The sequence below is a fragment of the Sphingobacterium sp. UDSM-2020 genome (assembly GCF_016132525.1).
GTDB classification, from domain to species: Bacteria; Bacteroidota; Bacteroidia; order Sphingobacteriales; family Sphingobacteriaceae; genus Sphingobacterium; species Sphingobacterium anhuiense.
In genome coordinates this window covers 1953504-1979378 of sequence record NZ_CP066166.1, presented here as the reverse complement: position 1 = coordinate 1979378, position 25875 = coordinate 1953504, and the positions used below count along the sequence as shown (strand labels likewise).

Sequence of the window (25875 nt, the reverse complement as noted above, 5' to 3'; positions counted from 1 at the left end):
TTTTAATCCTTAACACGTTAATTATTGCGTTTAATCATTTTTTTGAAACCGTTTAAAAAAATAGATGTTAAGCATAAACTGCGCATACCCATATACTGCGTCTTCTATCGGAATGGTCAGCATACGAATATTGAGTATTTGATCCGAATTATAATTGACTATAGGAGAATCCAATCCAGTTCCGGTGAGCACACCATTCACCATAAAAAAGCCAGGCATTAAGCACAGATAAACAAAGGAACCTTTTCCAATCCAGTTCACTTTAGCTATATAGTGCAAATAAAGTATAGTTCCAGCAGTTATCGATGCCGTAACAAGTGGATATATTTTCTTGTAAAATACAATACCGGTCAATATGCATACCACTACAGTAATCCATACCAGTAAATTGTTGAATCGATTTGCCCAATTAAGATTAAAAAATTTGTCGAGACAGAAGTAGGTAAAAACACAGGAAAATGGTATACAAATAAAAAACAACCATTCTTCAATTGGCAAACCCAATAATCGTAAAGGCATGGTATAAGCTGTATTGAACCACCATACACCCATTTTAGTAAACTGTATATCCCATACAATGAAAGGAATTGAAACAATAATACTTGCTTTTAAAAATGCTCGAAAATATTTATTAAACTGTATTCGACGATCAAAAGAATAAATAAAACAAATGACAATGGTCAGAAAATTGATCAGTATATAGGTATATGTTTGCATTCTTAATTCTTTTTAAAATACATTTTAAAATATTTAACTGGAACCCAAAGAAATCCAAAACATTCGCCCCTCTCTCTTCCTAAATGTTTATGATGCTGCTTATGTGCTCGCCTGATGGCTAATAGATATGGGTTTTTGGTATTACTTAAAAAACTGATACGCTGATGAATAAAAATATCATGCACAAAAAAATAAGCCATTCCGTAGAGTGTAACCCCCAGACCGATATAAAAAAGGTAATTAAAACCTTCCTGACGCCCTAAATACATCAAGATGATAGCAGGTATCGCAAATATGATGAAGAAATAATCATTCTTTTCAAGATGTCCCTCTGTACTGTGATCATGGTGGTCTCTATGCAAAATCCATAAAAAGCCATGCATCACATATTTGTGAATCAACCAGGTTGCTCCTTCCATCAGAAAAAAAGTAGAAAACACAATTATTAGATTTATCATGACTGCTTTTCAGAGTTAAATATTTTTTCTAAAACTAGATAGCGATAGTTAAAAATAGCGTACAGCTTCTTTCGTATGACTAATGTATGCACAAGTCGACCAATAAATCCATAAGGTAATTCATAATGAACAATATCTTTCATCAATACTCCCTTTTCATTTACGATGAATTCGTGAAAATGATTCCATCGTTTATAAGGTCCTTTTAATTGCTGATCAGTAAAACTTATATGGTGTTTAACTCTTGTTATTTTAGTTCTCCACTTTGTGGTTATCCCTAATAACGGAGTTATTTTATAATCAATGATCATACCATCATAAATAGGTTTATCAGGAACCTTATTGACAATTACAAAATTCATGTCTTGCGGTGTAATTTTAGTCAAATTATGAGGGGAAGAAAAAAAGTTCCAGGCTGTTTCTATATCGCAATTCAATTGCTGTTCACTTTGCAATAGATATATCATATTCGTAAATCTTTATTTGCCTTATATTTTATTTATAAAGCCAAGTTTATAGTATCTTAAATTCAAATTACATCCCAAATATCCGAAACGGTCGACTTAGATCTATCTTATATTGGACATAACTACTCATCATCAAAGATAATTTTTGAGTATTCGGGATACGTATACGTTCATTCAATATCCGTTGAGCAGGGATTTGTTTAATTCTTCTCAATAATGACCAGTAATACTTATATGCTAAAAAAACACCAAATTTGGATGAACTAGGTAATTTTTTTATACCTAACAATGCTTCCTTAAATTCATTTTCAATATCAAGTTCGATGGTTGCTTTAATGGTATTGTCAAATACACGCATATCCACATCCGGAAAATATGTACGGCCCAAAAGATGGTAATCATCTTTCATATCCCGAAGAAAATTAATTTTCTGAAAAGCCGACCCTAATTTCATGGCATAAGGTCGCAATTTTTCATATACTTCCTGATCACCTTCTACAAAAACATGCAGACACATTAGTCCTACAACTTCAGCCGAGCCTAAAATATATTCCTTATAACGATCTTCATCATAAGAAACTTGGTTTAAATCCATTTCCATACTTTTGAGAAACTGCTCAATCAGGGACCGGTCTATGCCATAGCGATGCACTGTCTCCTGAAATGACTGCATAATCGGGTTAAGAGAAATACCCTCCTCCAAAGCTTGATCTGTCTGCTCCATAAAACGAGTCAATAATGTGCACTTATCATAATCATGAAAACTATCGACAATTTCATCCGCAAGCCTCACATAACCGTAAATTGCATATATGGCTTTTCGAATGGAGGGATGTAAAACCATAATTCCTAATGAGAAACTTGTGCTATATTTCTTGGTTATCGACTCGCTTACCTCGTATGCCAATTCATCAAACAGTTTCTTCATAATATTTTAGATTAAGTTTATGAACTTCATGAGCGACTATTTTACCAGAAATAATGGCAGGAGGTACTCCTGGCCCCGGTACAGTAAGCTGGCCTGTATAATATAAATTCGCTAATTTTTTATTTTTCACAGCAGGTTTCCATACTGCAGTCTGGCCTAATGTATTAGCCAAACCGTAAGCATTTCCTTTGTACGCATTATAATCAGTTACAAAATCACTGACACAGTAACTTCTTTTATAATCTATTTTACTTTTTAAATCACTAACACCAGTATGTTTCGCTAACCTTTTCAGCATTTCATCTAAATAGCGTTCCCTAGTAGCTTCATCATCTTTAATACCAATTGCCAGTGGCATTAATAAAAAAATATTCTCATGGTTTTTAGGAGCTACAGTAGGATCAGTCTTAGAAGGGCAACATGCATAAAACAAAGGCTTGTCAGGCCACTTCTTATCTTCATATATTGTATCGATATGCGCATCCAGTTCGTGTTCAAAAAAAAGAGTATGATGTTTCAAACCAGCAATTTTTTCTGTAAAACCAAGATAATAAATCAAGCTAGAAGGAGCAAAAGTGCGACTTTCCCAATAATTAGAGCTGTAATTTCGGTATTTTTCAGCTAACAGCGTTTCAGTATGATGATAGTCGGAAGAAGCTATAACAGCATCAAATTCATAGCGATCCCCATTTACTGTAAGTGACTTCACCTTATTATTTGCTACATCTATGGATTCTACATTATGGTTTAAGTAAAACTTAACTTTCAAATTTTCTGCAACAGCTTTCATTGCCTTGACGACTTCATAAAAACCGCCCATAGGGTACCACGTTCCCAAAGCATAACCACCATAGTTCATTAAGCTATATAAGGCTGGTATCCTTTTAGGAGAAGCTCCCAAGAAGATAACCGGGAACTCCATTAATGCAATAATTTGAGGATGCGAAAAATAATTCTTTACATAAGATCTGAAATTTGACAATAAATCAAGTTTCAAAGCACTTTGAGCAATTTTTGGAGAAAGAAATTCCCACCATGAATGACAAGGATTATGTACAAAATCTTTCATACCGACTTCATACTTATATTTCGCTGCCTGCATAAAGTCATCAAGCTTTTTACCACTTCCATTTTCCATACTTTCAAATAGGGCTCTGAGATCTTTATAACTACTAGGGACGGCAAAATTACCCGTTGAAAATATCATTTCAAATTGTGGATCGAGTGCTATAAGACTATAAAAATCTGTGGGTTTATGACCAAAATCACGAAAAAAATCAACTATAATATCTGGCATCCAATACCAGCTGGGCCCCATATCAAAAGTATAACCATTGTCCGTTTTAAATTGTCTAGCACGGCCACCTGGAGTACCATTCTTTTCAAAAACGTGAACCTCATGGCCAGCTTTGGCAGCATAACATGCGGCCGAAAGACCTGAAAATCCTGAACCTATAACAGCTATCTTCATTAAAATTATAATTAGTAATGCGTGTAAGTTTTTATTGATATCTAAACATCTTTTAGCAGTATAAAGCAACCTCAAGCAATGATCTTAACATTCTTATTCACCTAAGCAATTTTCTGCTAACGGATCTAATTCTTTGACAAATAATAGTTTTCAGCAACAGAAACAAGTAAATCTGCAACATCTATGTTTTGGTCATATATCGGTTGATGAAATTTCTCCAATTTTTGTAATAAACGTATCAATTCCATTTTTTCAGGACGAGTCAGATCTCCCGTTACAATTAGACTGGCTTGACGAATTTTATCCATCTGATTCTCAAGAACGCGCAGTCCCTCATCTGTAATTGAAATAACTTTACTCCTTTTATCATCCTCCGAATCCACCTGACCTACCCATTTTTGATGAATCAACCTATTGATGATCTGCATACCAAAAGGTTTATCATGGATATTACGTTTTATAAGTTCCATCTTTATCATTGGCCCAAAAACTTTCAGGTTGATTAAATAAATAAAATCTTCCTGCGTAGAAAAATCTGATTCATGTATAGCCGCTTTAGAGTAATTCTTTGCAAACCTGTTCATCTGTACAATTAACGTATTGATGACACTTTCAGGATTTCGACCGTTTTCCTTGCCTTCCCATTCCGGTTCAATACTAGCTGTAGTTTTGTAATTATCGACTATAAATTGTTGAAAGCCTTCACTATCTTCGCTATATCCTCCATTTTTCTGCTTATATTTTTCAAAATTTTCGAGTAGTTCAATGGTATCTCTTAATAAATTATAATTCATGATTGTCAATTGAATAGCTAAATAGAATAAAAATATTCTATTTATTTTCATAAATGTACATTTTTAAAATTAAATATTAAAATATAGTTCATTATTATTCTAAATATTTTTATAAAAATGTTTAGAATACCAGACAATAAGTTCTAGATATATCCCTAGCATGTGGCTTTTAAGGAATAATTCAACAATTAATTTCGATTGTAATACCCATAATAAAAGAAAAGCTGTAAACATACCTTTGCAATAGATTTACAGCTTTTATTTCATTTATAAACGTTCAATTATTTATCGGTCATGATGATCCAAATTTAAAGGACCACCGATAAAATATAAGTTTTACCTGTAAAGAACCAAATTAAAATTATACAACCAGTTAGCGATCTGATTCATGATCAAGGCATCAACACATGTTCAATAACATGAATGATACCATTTGACTGTACAACATCCTAAATCGTCACTTTAGCATCTTTTCCTTTGGCCTCACGCACATAAAGATTTTTACCTTTAGTCCAAAAATTAATCTTCCCTCCTTCCACTGTAGTCATTTCAGTCTTACCTCCCATTTCCTTAGCAGATTTCCAAATTGATGCAACATCAAATTCACCAGCTAACACATTATAAGTCAGAACCTTAGTTAACATACCTTTATTTTCAGGCTTTAATAATTTCTCAAGCGTACCCTTCGGCAATAAATTAAACGCTTCATTTGTTGGAGCTAATACAGTAAAAGGTTCTTTAGAAGACAATGTCTCAATTAAACCTCCGGCTTTCAAAGCTGCCACCAAAGTTGTATGATCTTTGGAATTAACCGCATTCTCAACAATATTTTTAGTTGAATACATTGCAGCACCACCTACCATTACTGTTTTTGTTTTATTTGATTGCTGTGCAACAACATTTCCGCAAAAGAGAACACCCATTAACAACATACTGAGTGCCATAAAAGTGAATTTCGTTTTTATTTTTTAATAGTGATTATTCAATTTGTTTTGTTTCTATCATTTACGAAATAATGCTTCACTGGGATTGTATTTTGAAATTAAAAAAGGTGAACTATTATTTTAAATAAAATCATAGAGCGCCAGGTTGATCCATCACAATATTCCCAAAATTCGGTATGCTCAACTTAATTCCACGTGCGTTTATTTTAAGACATGAATAATGATTTCTGATGCAATTATCTCAATTAATACATTAAAATTCAAATAAATACAAAACTTACTAATCTTATTCTATATCTTTGAATTCAAAGACTGATTAATTGAGCCCGATACACCACTTAGAAGAAGATACTTTAATTTCCTTATTACAAAAAAAGGATCAGCGCGCTTTTAATTATCTTTATGATCATTATGCGGGAGCACTGTATGGTCTAGTGCTACGTATCGTTACACTCAAGGAATATGCTGACGAAGTACTTCAAAATGTTTTCATCAAAATATGGAAACATATAGATTCATTCGATGCTTCTCGAGGCAAACTTTACACTTGGATCATTAATATAGCTCGTAATGCTGCTTTTGATTATATCAAATCCAAAGGCGTTCAAAATGAACAAAAAAACCAATCTCTTCCAGATATCGTAGATGCTAAAGAAAAGCATAACTTTAGTGTTTCTACACAGGTGGATCATATTGGTTTTAAAAACGTATTGAATGAACTTCGTGCAGAATGGAAGGAACTTATTGAAATGGCCTACTATGAAGGGTACACACAACAAGAGATTGCAGAAAAACTAAACATCCCACTTGGAACAGTAAAAACGCGTACACGGGGAGCACTTTTAGAATTAAAAAAAATACTTAAAGAATACCAATACTAGTGGATATTAAAGAATACATATCGTCAGGAATTATCGAAGCTTATGTGCTAAATCTCGCCAGCGAAGAAGAGGTGAGTGTTTTGATGTGCATAAGTAAGCATAACTCTGAAGTACAGCAAGCGATTCTAGAGGCACAAGAAACTTTAGAAGATTTTGCTACTGTCCAAGCTATGTCTCCTCCCGCCGAGCTTAAATCGATAATCTGGGATGAAATATCCGATCAGACTAATCATCCTGTAGCACCTATTAAAAAGACAGAAGAGTTGATCCCACAATCTCCTCTACCGTCTTCTGTGCGCAAATTTAGTGCGCTAAACTGGAGTATTGCAGCGTCTATCTTATTAGCTTTAAGTATAGGTGCTAATATCTATTTTCAAAATAAAATTACTATTAATCAAAATCTGCTGGAACAATCAGTTTCAAAACAAGAATCTACTCAAAAAGCATTGATGAGTTTAGAGGAAAAATGGGCTATGTTGCAAGATCCTGCAATCAAAACGATCACTTTAGCCGGAGTAGAGCAACATCCAAAACTCAAAGCACATGTTTTCTGGAACACAAGTACAAGAGATGTTTATCTGAGTTTAGAAAATTTACCTCCTGCGCCAGAAGGTATGCAGTACCAACTTTGGGCAATCGTTGATGGGAAACCAGTAAATGCTGGTGTATTTCCTTTGGATCATACTGACCAGATCACCAGTATGAATCAGACACCTAAAGCACAAGCTTTTGCTATAACCTTAGAAACAAAGGGTGGAAATCCCACACCAAATTTATCACAACTTTATGTGATGGGAAACACATAAGCTTTCGTTATATTTTAATTCAGAAGCTACCGGACACACTATTTGCAGTCGCATTAATTATCCCATCGACCTTTTAATAGAGGAAATTAGGTCGTGAGCATCCAAAGGTTTTTTCAATTTTGCATCAAAAAGATTTACTTGCTTTTGCTCTGCGGCTTCCAGATACATACTGTCTGCCGTAAAGACAAATACCTTAACTAGTTCCCATGCTTTTTTTGCACGTATCTTATTTAAAATTCCCCAACCGTCAAGATCAGCCATCCTTAAATCTGTGATTACGACATCAACGTCATTTTCATCCATATATGCAAGAGCAACATGACCTTGCTCAAAGATATGTACATTAGGAAAATCTTTAAAATAGTGATTCAAGTAAAGAACATTAATCCTATTGTCATCAATGATCACAATCTTCATTTCTTGAGGAAGATCTTCCAATGCATAATGTATAGCTGTGGTTTCCAATATTTTCGTTTTTTCGACAGGAAGTACCAAAGTAAATGTAGATCCTTTTCCTAATGTGCTGACCAAATCAATATTGCCCTCCATTTGTTGTGCAAATAATTTCGATATATATAACCCCAGCCCAAAACTACTTGTTTGCTTCTTCGCTCCGGCCATATAGTACTGACGAAATACCAGCGCTTGCTCTTCTTCTACAATACCAATACCACTATCCTGAACAGCCACAAACAGCATTGTTTTTCCATTTTTCAACTTCAGAGAAGCGGTGATACTAACTTCCCCCTGAGAAGTATATTTAATGGCATTACTGATCAGATTAGAAACGATCTGCTTCATTCTAAACTCACTGCTATAAATTAATAATGTAGGGTCTATTTCTATTTTTTTAACAATAGAAATATTTTTATTTTGGGCTTGATGGTTGTGTAAATTGAGAATATTTAATAATAATTGGTGCGGTGCAAAATAATCATATTGTACATCCATTGCCCCAGCTTCCAACTTACTCAGGTTTAATATATCATTGACAGTACTGTTGATAACATCAATTTCGTGCGAGGCCGAGTTAAGATACTCTGGATGAATCAGCTTACTATCATTATTTTTTCGCAATATGCTAATAATGCCCTGCAATGCATTGATAGGAGATCTTACCTCATGACTTACACTAGCTAAAATAGTTGTTTTCTCTGCCGCCACCTGTGATGCATAATCCTTCTCCTCCTGCAATTTACGTTCATAAGAAACGGCATTCGACTGATAGAAGAAAATCAGAATAATTGACAGTCCAATTATGATAAAAGATCCAATAAGCTGATTTCTAAAATTATGTGAACTTTCTTTGTATAATGCTAAATCCTTTTCCTCTGCTTTTCGCAGTAGCACTAACTCGTGACTTTTAATCACATCAATTCCTTTCCTCAGATTATCCAGTAAACTTCTATTTGTCAGCACCAGTTGCTTTTCTTTATCTTGAAGAGCAACAAACTTTTCTTGAAGATTTTTTAAATTTTGACGGTAAACTTTTTTATTTTGCTGTATCAGGTAGGCTATATTACGCGAAATAACATCTTTTTGCAACGTATTAAAATCCTGTGTAATCGTTTTAGCGACAAGCGTATCATTTTTAGCTTTAAAAATACGTTTAAAGAGGTTTTCTTTTTTTCGGATCGTCGTATCTTTTGTTAATGTATTAAAGGAAGTGTCACTCATTATCCTCTTCACAATAGAATCGACCTGCTCAAACTTCGGGTCCTTTAATAATGTTTTATTGGAGGAAGATAAAACAGACAAGGAATCATTTGTAAAGAATATAAGTTGATCTACTATCTGCTTTAATGTTGCAAATTCTTGTGAAAGCAACTTCTTTTGCTCCATATCTTCTGCACTCACCTGCATTAAATTTTCCTTCAAAGGCAATTTCGACAGTGAGTCTACAGAGTACCTAATTGTATCCAATTTATTTTTATATGCAAAAAAAGTATTCTTATCAAAATTCACGGTATACAACCTAAACAGATTCTCGGCTTCACTATATGCGGAGAATAATCGATCAAGCCCAGAGGATTTTTGATATGAAGATGCATAAGCAGCATCGAGACGTTCTTTTACCTTTTGTTGCTCATAATACTGGTAAATAAATATAACACCTAAGTATATAAAAGAAGCAATAAGTGCTCCGATCAATAAAGTTCGAAGGAGAAATATTTTTTTCTTTTTTAGTGTTGACAAGAGTTCAGTATATTTTCTTTAGATGTATGGCAAGTGCAGGCATCGATAGTCCATGCAACATGTTTTGCTGACATCAAATTATGTGAGCATTAAAATAGTAACAATAATAACTATTATAACTGTACAAATATGAAGATCGTTGGATAAAAAAGTGATTGTTTATAAATTTGTAGCTACCCCGCTACATAATAATAAATCACTTTAAACTTTTACATACACAATAAGATGAACAAAATTTGCAAAACCTCATATTTCTAGACTTATGGATGTATTCATTTAATAAAAATATAACACAAAGGAAATAGAACCCCAGGGTCCCTTTAAAAAAGCCTTAAACACACTTATATTTGTTCTTAATAAGATAAAAACTTCAATTCTAAACTGTATTCTTATGTATTTATAGCTTGTTAAATAACAAAAATCATTTATTATCATTAACCTTATAGAATAAATATGAAGATATTTTTTTTACTCATTATGACTAGTATTGCCATACTATTTACAGCATGCAATTCTAGCGAAACCATTGAACCAGAACAGGAAAATATATTAATTGGCACTTTTTGGCTAAGGAAAGATATCGCTTCCGAAATCATTTATGGTGGTGGTGACAATTACCTCAAACTAACATTTAAGAAAGATAATTTTTATGAAATTGTTCGGGTTAAAGCTGATAAAGTCAGTAGTTTCCAAGAAGAAGGTACTTATACCCTTACAGATAATAAAGATGTCATCCTCACTACAGAAAAAAATGAACAAAAAACCTCTCTAAGATACCTATTAGTAAACAACCGAACATTACATCGTGTCACAGAAACTGGAGATATTCTCACGAATGCATACGAAGCCTATATTATGCAATAGAACACGATAACTCATCGAATTCAATTATCCCGCATTCCTTATACATAACCGAAAATGCAAAGCCCCAAAAAGTAATTACTTTCTTGGGGCTTATTAATAAGAGGGAATAGTTCATTTATCTTTTCCTCTTTTAAAAGTATATAAACCTGTGTTAGTGAAATCGCATCAAGCATTTCTAGCTATAGGATAGATCGGTACTTCAGAAACTATTTTATCCATAATTTCCATGTCCAAAACTTCATTATCCAGTATTTCGAATTCTGAATTCTGCGACTTAAATTCAGGAACTATTTTTTTCATATGTCTCACGAGATTCATAAAATCGGGTAAAATAGCATGCGGACCTACTATATGTTGACACAAATAATTAATTCGTTCTACTTTTTGCGGCAAATCGTCGTGATTTACCTTCGCTATCATAATTTTGGGATGGTGAGTCTTTATCGTATTCTCATTATTAGCAAGAAGCTCTTCATAGATCTTCTCTCCAGGACGCAACCCAACGATTTTGATATCTATATCTTCTGGATAACGATAACCTTTTAAATTAATCATACGTTTTGCCAGATCGATGATACGAATTGACTTACCCATATCAAACACAAAAATCTCTCCCCCTTTTCCCATCACTCCAGCTTCTTGAACCAATTGACAAGCTTCAGGAATCGTCATAAAAAATCGGGTGATATCAGGATGGGTCAATGTCAATGGTCCGCCTTGCTCCATCTGTTTCTCAAAAAGTGGTATTACTGATCCATTAGAACCTAGCACATTACCAAATCGGGTAATGATAAATTGGGTCTCGGATTTTCCACTGCAGCTGCTCACATATATTTCAGCCATGCGCTTCGTTGCACCCATAATATTAGTCGGGTTGACCGCTTTATCTGTAGATACCATGACCATTTTTTTAACCCCGTATTTCATCGAGAGGTCTACAACATTTTTACTTCCTAGCACATTTGTCTGTATTGATTCGTATGGATTAGCCTCCATTAAGGGCACATGTTTATAGGCCGCAGCATGAAATACCAAATCGGGTTGATACTCTGCAAATATCTTTTGCATAAAAAAATAATTACGCACATCTCCAACAACACAATGTAAATGTTCAGGGTAGCTGCATTTTATTGATTGTTGTATATCATACAAAGGAGATTCAGCTTGATCTAGTAAAATCAATTTTTTATAAGAACGTCGTGCAATTTGCCGAGCAAGCTCTGAGCCAATTGATCCAGCTGCACCTGTCACTAAAATTACTTTACCTTCCATCTCGGATTCTATCTCCTGGTGATCCAGTTTGATAGGCTTACGTCCCAATAAATCATCAATTTCTAAAGGTCTGATCTCACGATTCACTCTTGAATTAGGTAGAATACGCGCAGGAGACATGATTTTAAGTTCAAGACCAAGCTGATGGAACCAATCCGAAACATATTGCAAACGTTCTGGATCATTATTTTCTACAGCAATAATCACATCCGTTATACGGTTTCTTTTAATAAAATCTGATGTAATTTCAGTTATATCCAGGATTTTTAAACCCGCAAGCCGTTTACCAACTCGATTTAACTGATCCTCTACAAATGCAATTACATGATAGTTCACTTGAGGGTCTTCTTTTAAAAGAGAATAAGTTGAGAGTCCGGGACGAGAAGCACCAAAAATCAAGACGTTTTCTAACTTTCTAGCAGATAATGAGAGATATTCAAAAACCGTACGATAAACCACACGAGAACCGATCATAAAAACCAGTAACATACAGAACTGCATGGTCAACAGTCCATAAGGTAATCTTAGGAAATCGGAGACCACACTTCCCCTTGTCACCACAGATTTAACGACTATCATAAATAGCATCAGCACAATATAAGCAGTTGCTGTAGTTTTAAATATTTTAATTGCATCTTGAATTCCAGTCTGGCGTACAATCCCTTTAAAAGTACTGTTGCAAACAAAAAATATGCAATATATGGGAAGAGTAACGATTAACTTTTTCATCGCCATGCAAACATCACTAAAGCTCTTAATATCATAGAGTACATAAATAGACAGTATATAACTGACAAATACAATAAACATATCGATTATCAAAATAATCCAACGTGGATGGTCTCGATATAAATGTCTTTTTAAATCTCTAAAAAAACTTATCATAAACTTATTGCTAACAGTTCACTCTTATTTAATAGGATATGGTTAGTAGAGGGTATTTAGATGACCCTTAAATGGCTCCTATTCAACACTATAATTCACAACACCAATTTACTAAAAAATTGGCAATTCTAATATATAAATTTTCACATATTTATTAATTATTAATAAAAACCCCTTCATTTTTAATATGCTTTTTAATGAAGTGGCAGGGTTAATAACAAAAATCTTACAAAAAGGTTTTAGATTTAAGAACTTTAGTAAATAAAATTTTAAAAAAATCTTTGTTAAGGCTTTAACTGTTTAAACAGTTAAAGTAGCGTCCTTTCAAACACAATTTCTCACAAGTAATGTTGGCACACTAATTGAGAACATTTATTACAATAAATTGGAGGAAATAACGTTGTGAAAACAGGCATTTAGCTCATATTTCGATTTTGAATATTTGTCAGATCACAGTGCACTTTAATCTATACTATCGAAAAACAATTATTACTAAAATCACAGATGTCTTTTTTTAGCAATCTATTCACAAAAAATAAAAATGCAGCTTCGGTCCGATCCATATCAAAATTGGATTTTCTTGAAGTTGACATGCATAATCATTTACTACCGGGCATTGATGATGGTAGCACATCAGTACAGCAATCATTAGGCTATATTAAGGAATTAAGCAGCCTTGGTTTTAAAAAATTCATTTGTACTCCCCATATCATGGAGGGTGTACATCCTAATACTAAATTTAGTATTGGACAAGCTCACAATGCGCTAAGCGAAGGGTTAAAAAATTCAGGAAGCGAGGTGGAAATTTTTGCAGCTGCAGAACACATGATCGACGACGGTCTTCATGCACTGGTTGAGAGCAATGATTTGTGCTTAATGCCTGGCGGATATGTTTTGATTGAAATGTCATACCTCTCCGAATCGAAGGCTTTATTTCAAACGATATTGAATATTCAAAAATTAGGATACAAACCTATTTTAGCACATCCCGAACGATATAACTATTACCATAGTAATTTTAACATTTACAAACAGATAAAAGATGCTGGATGTTTTTTACAATTAAACCTTTTATCTCTGAGCAGATATTACGGTGTCGATGTAAAAGCCATTGCCATGACACTTGTCAAATCGGGTATGTATGATTTTGTCGGAACGGACCTTCACCATGATAAACATCTGCGTTCATTAAAAGATATTGTTGAAAAATATCCTGTACGGGAAATGCTGAAAACCTGTACAATTTTAAACCCGACCTTACTTGATCATATCAATGCAGGCAAAGGGCAGCATATCATCGCCGGATAAATAATCGGAATAGCAGGTAAAAAAGGAGCTTTATACTAACGTGTATAAAGCTCCTTTTCATTAACAGCGTATATGCGATCAAAGATATTCCTTTCGGAGCAGATAATCCACAACCTGACTAGCCCCAAATGCACTAAGATGATGTTTATCAAACATGTAAGACATCCCCATTTCCTGAGAATTGTGCTCTATTTCTCCATGTTTATAAATATCAATATAATGTTGCTCTGGAATAATTCGTTTCAGAAATTCATTAACTTGTTTCCCTTCGTCTAGAATAAATTGCTGCTCATCTAAAACAGGGTTAAACATTTTCTTTAATGCAACCTGTCGGTAAGGAACCCGATAAAGTTCGGTTTGTCCGATGAAATAATACTGTAGCCCATAACTATCAAAGAGCGCAGTCATCTGACTTAAACCCTGCTTTATTTCTTTAGGTGTATAGTTCATTTCCTCATATGTATTCATTAACCAATGAACAGAAATAAACACCTTATTGATTTTATTCTCATTTTTAGGCAGGAACTCGGTATAAAAATATTTCCATAACAGAACTGACTTATCATAACCTTTTGAATCTGGAAAAGGAAAAGTTAGGCTTAAACTCATCTCAAGCAGATGCTGATCTTGTTTCAAGCCATTTCTAAAAGCCGTAGAAAGCTGCGCCGCATGGCTGTCCCCGATCAATAATATATTTTCTTTTCTCACATCGATTTTCAAACATTCTTCTTTATCATAGGTGTTGTAATTCGGGCTTCTTGTGATATAGCAATTACATGGGTTCAAATGCTGATGTTCATCCTGTTGAAAATAATTGACATATTGATTATCAACGAGACGAATATTATCCCATAATATATGCTTAGGAAATACAAAGAGCATTGTTGCAAGTAAAGCAACTACACATCCAGAAATTGTTAAAATCTTAGCGCCAAATATATTTTTCTTTTGCTCAAACAGATAAAAAGATAGGATTGCAAAAATAAAAGAAAGCAAAAAAGGAATAAGAATACTATAACGCCACTGCATCAAAAACTCAAATTTTCGATAGAGCACATAAAATGGCCAATGCCACAGGTACAAAGAGTAAGAAATTTTTCCTAAAAATTGAATTCCGCTATTTTGAAACCACACCAATTGATGATCTATAGCTAATAAAACAGCAGTTGCCAAAACAGGAATTACAACTAATGTCGATGACCAGCTATGATTTGCTCGAATAAATAGAGCGGAAACAAGCATCAGTACTAAGCTCATAATGGTTAGTGCTGTTAAGAATGGTTTCAACCTCTCTTTTAATTCTTGACTGTACAAAAAAGCCAAACCCCCAATTAAAAATTCCCAGATCCGCGTCGGCATCAAATAAAAAGCCCAACTACTGCGACTTCCCATACCAAGCCAAAGAAAAAGGGAAAGTACCGTTAAAACAATTAAAATGAAGCGAAATTGTTTTAAATGATGTAGGTAGCGATCCTTAAGTATCCATAAAGCCAGTGGATAGATTATATAAAATTGCCATTCAACAGCTAAGGACCAGCTATGTAAAAAGAGATTATCCTGAGCATCGGGTGAAAAATAATCGCCAGATAAACTTCCATAATAAATATTAGACATAAATGCGAGACTCAATGCAATATACTTCGCATTAAGCTTCAGATCGACATCAAAATACAAAAGAGGCAATAACAGCAGCATTACCACCGAAACACCTAATAGTGCTGGCACAATCCGCCTTATTCTTCTTTCAATAAATGAAAAATAAGAAAACCGATCTCCTTTAATCTCTGTTAAGATAATTTTAGTCATCAAAAATCCTGATATCACGAAAAACATGTCAACCCCTATATACCCTCCCTCAAAAAATGGAAAATTATAATGAAAGAGTAAAACAAAACAAACTGCAATTGCCCGCAAAAGGCCAATATCATAACGAAACGTCATTTAGGCTAACATCCAATTTGATGGATGCACTAAATTTATAAAAATAAGCTGATTAAAAAAAAGAGCGCTTTCTATCGAAAGCGCTCTTAAAAGAGGTAGATTAAAGTTTAAATTATTACAATCCTTGCTTAATACAACGGATCTGCAATGCAAAGTTTGGTTCCGCTGCTGCTGTATTAATTGACCAGCCTAAAGTGTTTTTACTTCCAGTTAACTGAAGACGTTGCTTGTTTGCTAATAAATATAAACCCTGCGTACCAAATGCATCACCTGTGTTGTTATCATTATAAGAACCTCCATATGGTAAATAGAACTTTTTATAGCGGTCAGTTCCAGGATTACCTACAGTCCCGAAGAACATACCTAAATTTGTACCTGCGGTTCCATCATAAGTATCCACCCAACGAGCCGGATTCTGAGCATTTGGTTGTCCTGTTTTAATCGGATTATCTATTCCACCTTGGTCTGTATCAATTTTTAATTTATCAAATTCAGCTTTAGTCGGAAGTCTCCATGTATTTAATGGTAATACCAAAGAACAAGGATCTACAGCACCACCATTAATAGCAGTTGAAGGTTTTTGATTGTTAACACTTCCATCTAACACTTTAGGAATTTGGAATCCAGGAAACCAATAATTACCATAAGTATCATTCGTTTGTGCAAAACCGTATACACCATTACTATAAGTTAAGTTACCTAAAGCCCAAACTTTACCACCGATATTTACACTGATAGGTTTCTTAAGAGTAATTTCCAATGTATATTTCACACCTGGTCTTAGATTCCAGCCACCTTTACTGATATTTTTCGCAACGCTTCCATCAATTGAAACTCCTGTTAATGCAATTGTACCAGCTGCAGTCGTAGCAGTTGTAATAAAAGTAGAATCAGACAAAATCATTTTTCCCGTTTTATTTGGCAAATTGAAAGATACTGGAGCAGATGTACCTTTATAAGTCAAGGCACCGTCTATTAAAGCCACATCGACATTAGGATTTGATGGTGTTATAGTTGCTCCAACAATACTGCTCACTGCACCAATATCAGAAGTATCAAACTTTAACCTAACCTGTGTAAATAAATGGTCCAAATCAGCATTTATTAAGTTTTCACCATTTTTCACTTCAATAGCAACTTGATCTAGCATAAAATCTTTATCTGCTGTCAAATTCTCAAATTTCACCGTGCTCAATGTTGCACCTGCAGGAATAGTAGGTAATGTTTTATTTGTGCCAGAAGCATATATCACAAAGGTATATTTACCCTTATCAATCGCGAAGTCCTGCGCACCAGCCCCTTGAGTAAAAGATTTTGTTTCCTTATATTTGCCTGTGGCATCAAAAATAGCGACATAATAAACCGTTCCTTGCTTCAAAACTTGTTCAGAATTACCCGTACTAGTAGTAGCCGCACGATTAGTAGCTTTCAAAGAATTAACAGATGAAGAAGCTTCTGGTGCTAATGTTGCAATTAACGTATATTCATTATCAAAAGGTATTTCAACTGTCTGCACAGCCGACGCATAGCTACGACCTACACTGGCAGTTTTAACAGGATCTGTCTTAGCATATGCCTGACCAATATTCAATCTAACCGTCGTTTCTTCAGTCACAACTTCACTAGTCTCTTTACTACATGAAGAAATAAATAGTGCAACAGCCAAAGCTAAGGCCAATCTAATTTTAAAATTTTTCATTCTTAGTTTTTAAATATGTAAAAAATCAGGAATATCTATTACCACTCAACTTCTTGCTGTTGCGTCTCAGTTTCCCAAGATTCTTTGATCGAATTATTATCAACTGAAGCGGCGGCAATACAATGCTCAAGCTCTACTTGAAGCATGCTAACACGAGGAGACTCATAATTCAATTGGCCTTTAGAGTTCGCCAAAAATACATTGTTAGTTTTCATTTTTATAATCTTTATTTTTAAGTACAATATCAGAATCCGAAACCCCATAAATCACACCTAAGACATTATCTACAAATGACTTATAAAATATTTTTTCAGATTTTAATTTGAGCAAAACTAGATAATATTTTAGGACATAAATAGGATTTTACACTAAATAATCACCCTTGTAGATGACCAACTACAAGGGTAATCTCTTTTGTAGCCGACTGTCTACAAAAGAGATCCGAACGTCAAATTTTTATCAGAAAAAGAAGGTTGAAAAACAAAAAAAACCTCCAATTTATAACCGGAAGCTTTTTATATATGATTTTATTTTTCTACAAGGAAATATTACGTTTGTCATCTTTCATCATTATCTTAAAGCTGTTCAATTGTATTTTCAGCAATATTAGATCCAGTAGCTAAAACTTGCTCTGATTCTACATATATTATTTCTACATCCTTGGACGTTACATTTCTATTAAAAAACACTAACTACATAAACGCAAACATATATATTGTAATCCAGGTATTAATAACACATAAGTTATAGTTCGCTAAACAATTAATATATAATTAACTAAGGTAAATTGATGTAAATGAATTGCGATATTATTCAATATAAATAGACGACCCAACCGTTCCAAATTAGAATTAATACCTAATGATATCAGCTTGATGATAAGCACAATTAATCTAAAAATTTTATCACGAAATTCCAATGTAGATGCTCTTTCAAAACACATATGGGTGTTGCTAACTTTTCATAATCAACATATGATAAAATCAATTTTACTCAGCTCATTCTAATTTATTAAAAATCTTAGGAAGGTTGGTTCGCTCCAATACTCAAAACTTTTAACGCAAAACCTGAAATTTAAATATTTCAGATCTATCAATTTTCTATACAATTAGATATTTTAATCATACATAAGTTATGAAAAATCAAAAGATCAGTATTAACTACATCATATACTTAACCGCCTATTAATTACACCTTTTTAAGTTATAAAGAAAGTTGTTTTATAAATACCCAAACTAACTAAAACAATTATCCTACAAAGTTTGTTACAAATTATAGTCTAATTAAATAACCATATAAACAAAAAATATTAGAACATAAAAACTAATTGTTAAATTTTCATCGGTGATAAAAGGGAATATAAAAAATTTGACAAAATACTTAAATTCCATCAAGAAACAATCGTTAAAAAAGATATTTACATATCAAAAAATAAAAAAAGTTATAAATCAATCATAAATAAAATAAGTTAAACAACTATTTCACTAAAAAAAATAAAAATAAAGCTTTTAAACAAAAAAAAAGAAAAATCATATTAAGTTATTTACACCTGTAAAAAAAATATTTTGAATATTTTTTTTGCCAAAGTTGATATTAATTCTTAACATTACACCTATTAAAATAAAATGTATTGTTATAAAAAATAATAATATACATATTAATTAATAAAAAGTGTCATTAAACACAAGCGACTGATAATTAGATAAGTAACAATTTCATGTGATAACAGCGAATTTAAATAAATGTTACAACACATTGCAAGAAATACAACTAACTATAAATATAATTTAACAACAATATTGGAAACAATATGGTGTATTAAAATAAATAACATTATGAACAAGAACAACAGAAAAATGTACGTGGCGCCAACTATTGAGGAGCTCGTAATCGAATTAGAGCAAGGGATTGCTGCAGGTTCAGGCAATGCAGGACCCACGCCATCTGTAGACGACTTTATAGAAGGTGGTGGTAGTGCTGGAAATGGAGAAGGCGACTAATTTTTTGAACAACAGCACTAACCAAAAGATTTTATTAACCATTTTTTAAAAAACTTATGAAATTATTATATATAAAAAAAGCTAACTGGGTAGTCGCGACTGTTCTATTGGCGACTTCTGGACTACTTGTATCAAGCTGTTCCAAAGAAAAAAGTAATGTACTCGAGCACACAGATGAAATCGAAGGTACTAATCTAATTCTTTCGGTAGTAGGTACCAGCGAAGATCAGAGCTCTAATAACATCGACAAAAAAGGATCAGTTAATTCAAATGCAACAAAAATGACAGTAAAATCCTATTCAGATGTGGATGTCGTATCTCTAATAGACAACAATGTGCCAAATCTGGGGGGCTCAGATGCAATCACACAAAAAAATAGCGTTTCTGGTCAAAAGGCTTCTGCAAATAATAATTTACGTGCGGCTGCACTTGGCGATGGAATTACGTATCGCTTATATCTTTTCACTGCCGATGGCTCCCAATTAATTTCTTCACAACAGTTCTCCGTAGGACAGTCAACAGTGCCGAAAATCAGTGTAACACCAGGACAAACCTATAAATGGGTTGCATTATCATATAATGATAATACAAATATTACTGACATTACATCGGCAAATACTACTTTAACATTACCTGAGAATAAAGATATTCTTTATGCTACAAACATTATTACTATTCCAAGTACACCAAACGCAAATGTACCATTACCAATAACTTTTGGACATAAATTTGCACGTATTGCAATCGAATTAAACTCGATGGGGGTTTTTGGAAATATGAACTCAGGGGATATATCTGTAACAGGATTGAATTTAAAAACAGCTAGTATTGATGTGAAAACTGGATTATTAACCCCTTTAACAAATACTTTCACACCTACAATCAATTGGAATAGCTTTACAAATATTGATCCTGCATTTTCAGATGCTAAAATCGCGTATGCTTACACAGCAGGAACTAGCGCATTAAATGGTATAAATGTTTCTGCATCAAACTTAACTATTACACATAGTGACGGAATAAATCGCACATTTGGAGCTACAACAGCAATCTCTATACCTTTTAATTTATCACCTGAACTGGGCAAAAGTCATCGTTTATTAGCCAATATTGTAGAATCACCATTAACGGCCACAGGTTCAACTGTAAAATGGGCACGCTCCAATCTCTATTACGCAGCCGGGCACAATCCTTATCGCTTCTTTGCTGAAAACAAACTCAGATCAGAAGGATATAGTTACTTCGCTTTTGGTAGTGTTATTCCAGGAAAATTTGCAACAACTGCCACAAAAGGAGATCCTTGTTCCTTGGTGTATCCAGCTGGGCTATGGAAGCAACCAACTAAAGCCAGTTTTACTGGAATGGTTCGTGGTGATATTGAGTTAAACCAATTGACTAATGTCTTAGGAGGTTTAGGAACAGTGGTGGATGCAACAGGTACTACTGGACTACTAAATTTAGTTACAAATTTATTAGGAAATACAATTGCGGTACTCGTAAATACACCTGCGCCCAACTCTACACTTGACCCTAATGCCCCTTATACTTATGGACAGTATGGTATTTCATCCGGAGCTCCAACATCTGGTACAAATGCGTTCGGAGATGTAAACAATTCTTCAAACAGACTTCGTTTCTATTATAATGGTCAGATTTCTAATATCAACGTACTTCAAGCAGTTGGCGAAGGCGATGGTTTACTTAATGTAGGACTGAACGATATCTCAGCAGATCTTGTTGGTGTAAATCTTATTAACCTAAATATTCCCCTTCTTGACTCTTATGGAAAATCGACCGCCTTGTGGACAAATCAACAAGGAACAAATATACTAAGTGGTCTAGCTGGTTTAGGCACCTGGGCTTACGCTGGTAATGCAGGTAGAGGGATAAGTGCAACTGTCATACCACCATCTATAACCTTAGGCGCTAGATTCCATATGGCTAACAATACAGGCGAGCTTTTAAACGGAGTCAGTGCATTGGGTATTGACGTATTAAGTACTACATTCAAAAATGTACGTTGTATTCGTGCTTTATAAAGAAATAGTAGTTTTCATATAAAAAAACAAAAGGCTTGATTATATTAGACATGCCCCAAAAAGTTAGACACTTATTTGGGGCATTTTTATGAGCAAAAAACAGAAATATGATTTCGAGTTTAAGTTACGCTTAGTAACTATTATTCTACAAGGTAAAGAGAGCATTTGCAACCTTGCAAAGAACTAAGGGTTAAGTAAATCCAATTTACAATATTGGCTTAAGCTTTATGAATACTATGGTGAACAAGGCTTGTATGGAGTGGCAAAAAAGTCATTCACGAAAGAAGAAAAAGTCCAAATAATTCAAGAATATCAGGCGAGTGGATTATCTTTGGCGGACACGAGTGTTAAACATCGAATCTCAAATCCTTCTGTACTGTTACAATGGAATAAAAAATTTCAGCGTAATGGATTTGCGGGGTTAGCGGATAATCGAGGTAGGCCGCGGAAGTCAGATACAATTAATAATAAGATGACCAAGAAAACTACTATCCCTGGAATAAATCCCGCTATGAACGAAGTAGAAAAGCTTAGAATAGAAGTGGAATACTTACGTGCAGAGAACGATTACCTAAAAAAGTTGGAAGCCTTGGCTCAAAGCAAACAAGCCAAAAAGAAAAAGCCGTAATCATAACGGAGCTGAGGCGTCAACATAAACTGGAACACCTACTACACTTGGCCGGGCTAGCCCGCAGTAGTTATTATTATCATACCCAGAGTATCTCTTTTTTAGACAAGTATACGGACCTGGTTGAAAATGTTAAACTGATCTATAATAAAAACAAGGGCTTATATGGTTACAGACGAATCACTTTAACACTCAGAAAGAAATTCAAAGCTGCAGTCAACTTTAAGACTGTCCCTAAGATCATGCGGCATTTAGGGCTAAGAAGTGTAATAAGAGTCAAGAAATATAAGTCTTATAAAGGCGATGTGGGTAAAGCTGCAGAGAATATTCTGAAGCGAGATTTTAAAGCAGGACAACCACATCAGAAATGGGTCACTGATGTAACTGAATTTAATGTTGCAGGCAATAAGCTATATTTATCGCCTGTAATGGATCTATTTAATGGAGAGATTATAAGCTATAATTTATCAAGCTCAGCTAATTATAAACAAATTCTGGATATGCTTGAGAAAGCGTTTAAAAGAAGGAAAAATGATAATAAAGAACATACAGAAACTATATTGCATTCTGATCAAGGATGGCAATATAGGTTACAGAGGTATCAGAAAAAATTAAAGGAAAACAACATTACCCAGAGCATGTCCAGAAAAGGAAATTGTCTGGACAATGCTATTATTGAAAACTTCTTTGGGGTATTAAAATCAGAATTGTTTTATGTAAAGAAGTATACTTCAATTTTACAACTAGCAAAAGAGATTAAAGGCTATATTAGGTATTATAATAACCAACGGATACGGATTAATTTAAATGGAATGAGCCCGGTGGAATACCGAGCTCATTATATCAAAAACACTGCGTAAATTAGTCCAGCTTTTTGGGGTCAGTCCATATCAAGCCCTTTGTTTTTTTAATCATTTCAAAATATATTTATATAATTATACAAACATTAAATTTATGCAATATTAACATTTTTTCTAATGAGTCTACAGTAATTTAGAGAACATTATTGCAACTAAGACCACAATTTTATTTAATATTTATTTTTGCTTATCACTTTGTAAAATACCCCGAATTCTAAATTAATAAATAAGGGTTTCCATATAAAAACAAGATAAAAAAAGATGTTTTAAGATCATATCAACTCACCTTTTCAGTCCAATCGTTATAGATCAGTTTTTTCTATTATGCCGACCACGACCATTACCTCATTTTCAAATCTGTACCTGCAATATCTTCCCAGCGATAATAATGGAAAGTTTTATCATCACTCATCGCAACAAAAAGACCATGCTTAAATGTATCATTTAATTTAACCGATACAACTTCCGAGCCATCACTTTGTGTAGCCATGACCGGTACCGTTTTCAAGTACTTATGTTCAAATGGATTTGTCTTAGTTCCTTCACGGCTAAAAATCTGAAAACGATTTGCCCCCTGATCCGAAACCAATATATATCCCGTACTATCGGTCAATTTATAAATAGAAATACCTTCATGATCTTCTTTAAAACCTTCAGTTGCAAATAAAGCCAGTTGCTCATTTCCTTTTGCAGGATCTGCATAATATTGCTTTACTCCCACCTGTTCATCCGAATAGTAGATATATCCAAGTTCATTGTCTACCGCTATTGCTTCGATCTCCTTTTTCCCGCTAAAAGAACCAAATTTGCGCACAAAAGTTGCCTTTATAGCACCCGAACCATTATCCACTAATAAATATTGCCACAGATAGCCATCTTTAGGACCATTTTTCCGTCCCACAATAGCATAAATCTGTCCTTTGGATGAAGTATAAAGCGCAATGCCCATGAGATCCCTAAAATCAGGCGCTGTTTCACCTGCAAACATATCCAATCCACCCTGATCAATAGGCTTCATATCAGGAAGCGAAAATATCCGCAATTTATGCGTCATACGTTCTGTTGTTACAGCAATATCAACAGGCTTACCGTTCAAGATCAACCCATAAGCTACATCCACATTATTCGGGCGCTTCAAATTGGGCACGACCTTATCCTTTACAATTTTACCTGCTAGGTCGTAGACAAAAAGCGCTCCATCAGCATCTTTATCCGTTGCGATCACTAAACTCTTACTTGGATCAGCTTTATTGATCCAGATCGCAGGATCATCGGAATCATAACGCACCGCATCGGTCACGAAAATGGGCTTAATGGTATCTGTAGCAACAGCATTAGTTTGTGGATTATTGCAAGCCACCTGAATTATCGCTGATACGATCAAAGAAATAGATCGTGTTGTTTTTAAAGTTATCATGTTGAGTAATTAAAATTTTGTTCCAAAAGCACCTGCATAAACTGCGGGTGCAGGCGAGTTGTAGGTTAATCCATTTGACATGACCAGTCCGGTAATGAAATGTGGTTTAAAAGATAAAGTTCCCGATTTTAGGGCTGGAGAATTCCCTTGAAGGTGAAAGTCCCAAGCCGAATCAAACACATCGTTATTAACCGAAGTTTCCAAAGGATAAGTTACAAATTTCGGATTGTTCTCTCCTGCTAGTTTACCTCTAACATCATTTGATCCTGCTACAATATCATTCTTTCCAACCTGAAACTGATCTACAGTTAATTGATCTTGACCAAAGTACCAGTTATTGCTAAATATTGAACGATTATCTTCCGGTTTCTTAGGATCCCGCTTAACGCCAAATCGGGTATTGGCAAAAAGGTTATTGTAGATCTCCACTCTTACAGATGCCTCTATCCATATTGAACCACCTTTGGCAGTAGGTCTGCGCCATCCCGTATTAAGCATTGTATTATTATACACCATAATGTATGCTTGGGGAGTCTTGTCACCCGAATTGGACAGCTTTAAAGCATTCGTATTCACACTGTAAACCAGATTGTAGGCGACATCGGCAATAGAACCAGATTTAAAGTTCATCGCTTCACCACCTGTCACACCATTTGAGAAAAAGCGATTATTAGCAAAGATAATTTTCCCTCCTTCAATATATGTACAGTCTTCATGAAAATGACTGATCGTACTATTCTGGACCACTAATTTCCCGTCAGCATTGGAAAACCAAAGCGCAGGTAGTGCCTCTCCCGATACTTTCTTATACATACCCATCTTCACAGAAGTTGAAGCATCTGATGTAATCGCACCGCCATATTCCAGAACGGTATGATCTAAAACCAGCTCTTGACAACTCGGAGCCGCTAAAATTCCACCCCAAAGTTTTCCAAATTCATTTGTTTTAGTTTTATACTGATCTTCTACGGTAAACCTGATTGGATTATCATCTGTTCCGAGTGCATACAAATTGCCCAAGACCACAATTTCGGGTTTATTCTCTGTATCCATCAAAACTGTAACCCCCTCTTCGATGGTCAATGTTTTGCCTTCTGGGATAATAATATCTCCTTTTATATGTTGCACACTGCCTTTACTCCATACTCCGGATACTTCGCCGATCGCACTGCCATCAGCCTCGCTCGTATCGACGTCAATATTCGCTTTTTCACATGCCGTTAGCATTAGAAAAAAACACGCTAGACACGATAAAATCATGTTATTTTTCATTGTAACAAATTGTTTAATTGTCATAATT

Annotated in this window: 22 protein-coding genes; 8 read left to right on the top strand and 14 right to left on the bottom strand. The window is 34.3% G+C overall.

Annotated elements, in window-relative coordinates; translation table 11 throughout:
* Positions 1-30 precede the first annotated feature (30 nt).
* The 7 genes from JAZ75_RS08545 to JAZ75_RS08515 all read right to left on the bottom strand — a co-directional run bounded on the left by JAZ75_RS08545 (position 31) and on the right by JAZ75_RS08515 (position 5779).
* A complete protein-coding gene (locus JAZ75_RS08545; protein ID WP_208701218.1) occupies positions 31-717 on the bottom strand; it encodes a lycopene cyclase domain-containing protein in 687 nt (228 codons plus the stop codon).
* 2 nt (positions 718-719) lie between these two features.
* Entirely contained in the window at positions 720-1175 is a 456-nt protein-coding gene (locus tag JAZ75_RS08540; RefSeq protein ID WP_208701216.1) for a sterol desaturase family protein, read from the bottom strand.
* Positions 1172-1642, bottom strand: coding sequence for an SRPBCC family protein (locus JAZ75_RS08535; RefSeq protein ID WP_208701214.1), 471 nt, complete (start codon positions 1640-1642; stop codon positions 1172-1174). The genes JAZ75_RS08540 and JAZ75_RS08535 overlap by 4 nt, the downstream gene beginning before the upstream one ends.
* Before the next feature lie 67 nt (positions 1643-1709).
* Entirely contained in the window at positions 1710-2570 is an 861-nt protein-coding gene (locus JAZ75_RS08530; protein WP_208701212.1) for a phytoene/squalene synthase family protein, read from the bottom strand.
* On the bottom strand, positions 2554-4041 hold the full coding sequence (locus JAZ75_RS08525; RefSeq protein WP_208701210.1) for a phytoene desaturase family protein: 1488 nt from the start codon (positions 4039-4041) through the stop codon (positions 2554-2556). Before JAZ75_RS08525 ends, JAZ75_RS08530 begins: the two co-directional genes overlap by 17 nt.
* Positions 4042-4166: 125 nt before the next feature.
* Complete coding sequence (locus JAZ75_RS08520) at positions 4167-4886, bottom strand: MarR family winged helix-turn-helix transcriptional regulator (RefSeq protein ID WP_232789387.1); 720 nt, start codon at positions 4884-4886, stop codon at positions 4167-4169.
* A 398-nt stretch (positions 4887-5284) separates the two neighbouring features.
* The gene (locus JAZ75_RS08515) at positions 5285-5779 is read right to left on the bottom strand and encodes a fasciclin domain-containing protein (protein ID WP_208701208.1); all 495 of its coding nucleotides are present in this window, start codon (positions 5777-5779) and stop codon (positions 5285-5287) included.
* 320 nt (positions 5780-6099) lie between these two features.
* Between JAZ75_RS08515 and JAZ75_RS08510 the strand changes: the two genes are divergently transcribed.
* Positions 6100-6660 carry an RNA polymerase sigma factor gene (locus tag JAZ75_RS08510; RefSeq protein WP_132769506.1) on the top strand — a complete coding sequence of 187 codons (561 nt, stop codon included), beginning with the start codon at positions 6100-6102 and terminating at the stop codon, positions 6658-6660.
* The gene (locus JAZ75_RS08505) at positions 6660-7466 is read left to right on the top strand and encodes an anti-sigma factor domain-containing protein (protein ID WP_208701206.1); all 807 of its coding nucleotides are present in this window, start codon (positions 6660-6662) and stop codon (positions 7464-7466) included. Before JAZ75_RS08510 ends, JAZ75_RS08505 begins: the two co-directional genes overlap by 1 nt.
* A gap of 57 nt (positions 7467-7523) precedes the next feature.
* On the opposite strand, the gene JAZ75_RS08500 is transcribed toward JAZ75_RS08505, so the two are convergent.
* A complete protein-coding gene (locus JAZ75_RS08500) occupies positions 7524-9662 on the bottom strand; it encodes a hybrid sensor histidine kinase/response regulator (protein ID WP_208701204.1) in 2139 nt (712 codons plus the stop codon).
* A gap of 453 nt (positions 9663-10115) precedes the next feature.
* Between JAZ75_RS08500 and JAZ75_RS08495 the strand changes: the two genes are divergently transcribed.
* Complete coding sequence (locus tag JAZ75_RS08495) at positions 10116-10526, top strand: copper resistance protein NlpE N-terminal domain-containing protein (RefSeq protein ID WP_208701202.1); 411 nt, start codon at positions 10116-10118, stop codon at positions 10524-10526.
* A gap of 165 nt (positions 10527-10691) precedes the next feature.
* Here the strand turns inward: JAZ75_RS08495 and JAZ75_RS08490 are convergent, their stop codons facing one another.
* Positions 10692-12527, bottom strand: a complete 1836-nt coding sequence (locus JAZ75_RS08490) for a nucleoside-diphosphate sugar epimerase/dehydratase (protein WP_232789386.1) — start codon at positions 12525-12527, stop codon at positions 10692-10694.
* A gap of 660 nt (positions 12528-13187) precedes the next feature.
* On the opposite strand from JAZ75_RS08490, the gene JAZ75_RS08485 reads away from it, so the two are divergent.
* On the top strand, positions 13188-13991 hold the full coding sequence (locus JAZ75_RS08485; protein ID WP_208701199.1) for a tyrosine-protein phosphatase: 804 nt from the start codon (positions 13188-13190) through the stop codon (positions 13989-13991).
* Between the two features lie 78 nt (positions 13992-14069).
* Here JAZ75_RS08485 and JAZ75_RS08480 read toward each other — a convergent pair whose 3' ends face one another.
* The 3 genes from JAZ75_RS08480 to JAZ75_RS08470 form a co-directional block, all read right to left on the bottom strand.
* Positions 14070-15932, bottom strand: coding sequence for an acyltransferase family protein (locus tag JAZ75_RS08480; protein ID WP_208701197.1), 1863 nt, complete (start codon positions 15930-15932; stop codon positions 14070-14072).
* Between the two features lie 115 nt (positions 15933-16047).
* Positions 16048-17631, bottom strand: a complete 1584-nt coding sequence (locus tag JAZ75_RS08475) for a hypothetical protein (protein ID WP_208701195.1) — start codon at positions 17629-17631, stop codon at positions 16048-16050.
* A 38-nt stretch (positions 17632-17669) separates the two neighbouring features.
* Entirely contained in the window at positions 17670-17846 is a 177-nt protein-coding gene (locus tag JAZ75_RS08470; protein ID WP_208701194.1) for a hypothetical protein, read from the bottom strand.
* A 1620-nt stretch (positions 17847-19466) separates the two neighbouring features.
* Between JAZ75_RS08470 and JAZ75_RS08465 the strand changes: the two genes are divergently transcribed.
* From JAZ75_RS08465 to JAZ75_RS08450, 4 genes are all read left to right on the top strand, one after another.
* Entirely contained in the window at positions 19467-19631 is a 165-nt protein-coding gene (locus JAZ75_RS08465; RefSeq protein ID WP_208701192.1) for a hypothetical protein, read from the top strand.
* A gap of 56 nt (positions 19632-19687) precedes the next feature.
* Entirely contained in the window at positions 19688-21670 is a 1983-nt protein-coding gene (locus JAZ75_RS08460; RefSeq protein ID WP_208701190.1) for a hypothetical protein, read from the top strand.
* Between the two features lie 259 nt (positions 21671-21929).
* A complete protein-coding gene (locus JAZ75_RS08455; protein ID WP_208701187.1) occupies positions 21930-22298 on the top strand; it encodes a helix-turn-helix domain-containing protein in 369 nt (122 codons plus the stop codon).
* Complete coding sequence (locus tag JAZ75_RS08450; protein WP_208702397.1) at positions 22217-23158, top strand: IS3 family transposase; 942 nt, start codon at positions 22217-22219, stop codon at positions 23156-23158. Before JAZ75_RS08455 ends, JAZ75_RS08450 begins: the two co-directional genes overlap by 82 nt.
* 340 nt (positions 23159-23498) lie before the next feature.
* Here the strand turns inward: JAZ75_RS08450 and JAZ75_RS08445 are convergent, their stop codons facing one another.
* Both JAZ75_RS08445 and JAZ75_RS08440 read right to left on the bottom strand, forming a co-directional pair.
* Positions 23499-24575 carry a phytase gene (locus tag JAZ75_RS08445; RefSeq protein ID WP_208701185.1) on the bottom strand — a complete coding sequence of 359 codons (1077 nt, stop codon included), beginning with the start codon at positions 24573-24575 and terminating at the stop codon, positions 23499-23501.
* Between the two features lie 9 nt (positions 24576-24584).
* A complete protein-coding gene (locus JAZ75_RS08440; RefSeq protein WP_208701184.1) occupies positions 24585-25847 on the bottom strand; it encodes a right-handed parallel beta-helix repeat-containing protein in 1263 nt (420 codons plus the stop codon).
* Positions 25848-25875 lie beyond the last annotated feature (28 nt).

Bases quoted from the DNA above. Each gene is read 5' to 3' on its own strand.
- JAZ75_RS08515 (WP_208701208.1), bottom strand. From the start codon at position 5,779: ATGGCACTCAGTATGTTGTTAATGGGTGTTCTCTTTTGCGGAAATGTT.
- JAZ75_RS08495 (WP_208701202.1), top strand. From the start codon at position 10,116: ATGAAGATATTTTTTTTACTCATTATGACTAGTATTGCCATACTATTT.
- JAZ75_RS08520 (WP_232789387.1), bottom strand. From the start codon at position 4,886: ATGAAAATAAATAGAATATTTTTATTCTATTTAGCTATTCAATTGACA.
- JAZ75_RS08485 (WP_208701199.1), top strand. From the start codon at position 13,188: ATGTCTTTTTTTAGCAATCTATTCACAAAAAATAAAAATGCAGCTTCG.
- JAZ75_RS08460 (WP_208701190.1), top strand. From the start codon at position 19,688: ATGAAATTATTATATATAAAAAAAGCTAACTGGGTAGTCGCGACTGTT.
- JAZ75_RS08530 (WP_208701212.1), bottom strand. From the start codon at position 2,570: ATGAAGAAACTGTTTGATGAATTGGCATACGAGGTAAGCGAGTCGATA.
- JAZ75_RS08440 (WP_208701184.1), bottom strand. From the start codon at position 25,847: ATGAAAAATAACATGATTTTATCGTGTCTAGCGTGTTTTTTTCTAATG.
- JAZ75_RS08490 (WP_232789386.1), bottom strand. From the start codon at position 12,527: ATGAAAAAGTTAATCGTTACTCTTCCCATATATTGCATATTTTTTGTT.
- JAZ75_RS08475 (WP_208701195.1), bottom strand. From the start codon at position 17,631: ATGAAAAATTTTAAAATTAGATTGGCCTTAGCTTTGGCTGTTGCACTA.
- JAZ75_RS08535 (WP_208701214.1), bottom strand. From the start codon at position 1,642: ATGATATATCTATTGCAAAGTGAACAGCAATTGAATTGCGATATAGAA.
- JAZ75_RS08480 (WP_208701197.1), bottom strand. From the start codon at position 15,932: ATGACGTTTCGTTATGATATTGGCCTTTTGCGGGCAATTGCAGTTTGT.
- JAZ75_RS08470 (WP_208701194.1), bottom strand. From the start codon at position 17,846: ATGAAAACTAACAATGTATTTTTGGCGAACTCTAAAGGCCAATTGAAT.
- JAZ75_RS08525 (WP_208701210.1), bottom strand. From the start codon at position 4,041: ATGAAGATAGCTGTTATAGGTTCAGGATTTTCAGGTCTTTCGGCCGCA.
- JAZ75_RS08540 (WP_208701216.1), bottom strand. From the start codon at position 1,175: ATGATAAATCTAATAATTGTGTTTTCTACTTTTTTTCTGATGGAAGGA.
- JAZ75_RS08465 (WP_208701192.1), top strand. From the start codon at position 19,467: ATGAACAAGAACAACAGAAAAATGTACGTGGCGCCAACTATTGAGGAG.
- JAZ75_RS08545 (WP_208701218.1), bottom strand. From the start codon at position 717: ATGCAAACATATACCTATATACTGATCAATTTTCTGACCATTGTCATT.
- JAZ75_RS08445 (WP_208701185.1), bottom strand. From the start codon at position 24,575: ATGATAACTTTAAAAACAACACGATCTATTTCTTTGATCGTATCAGCG.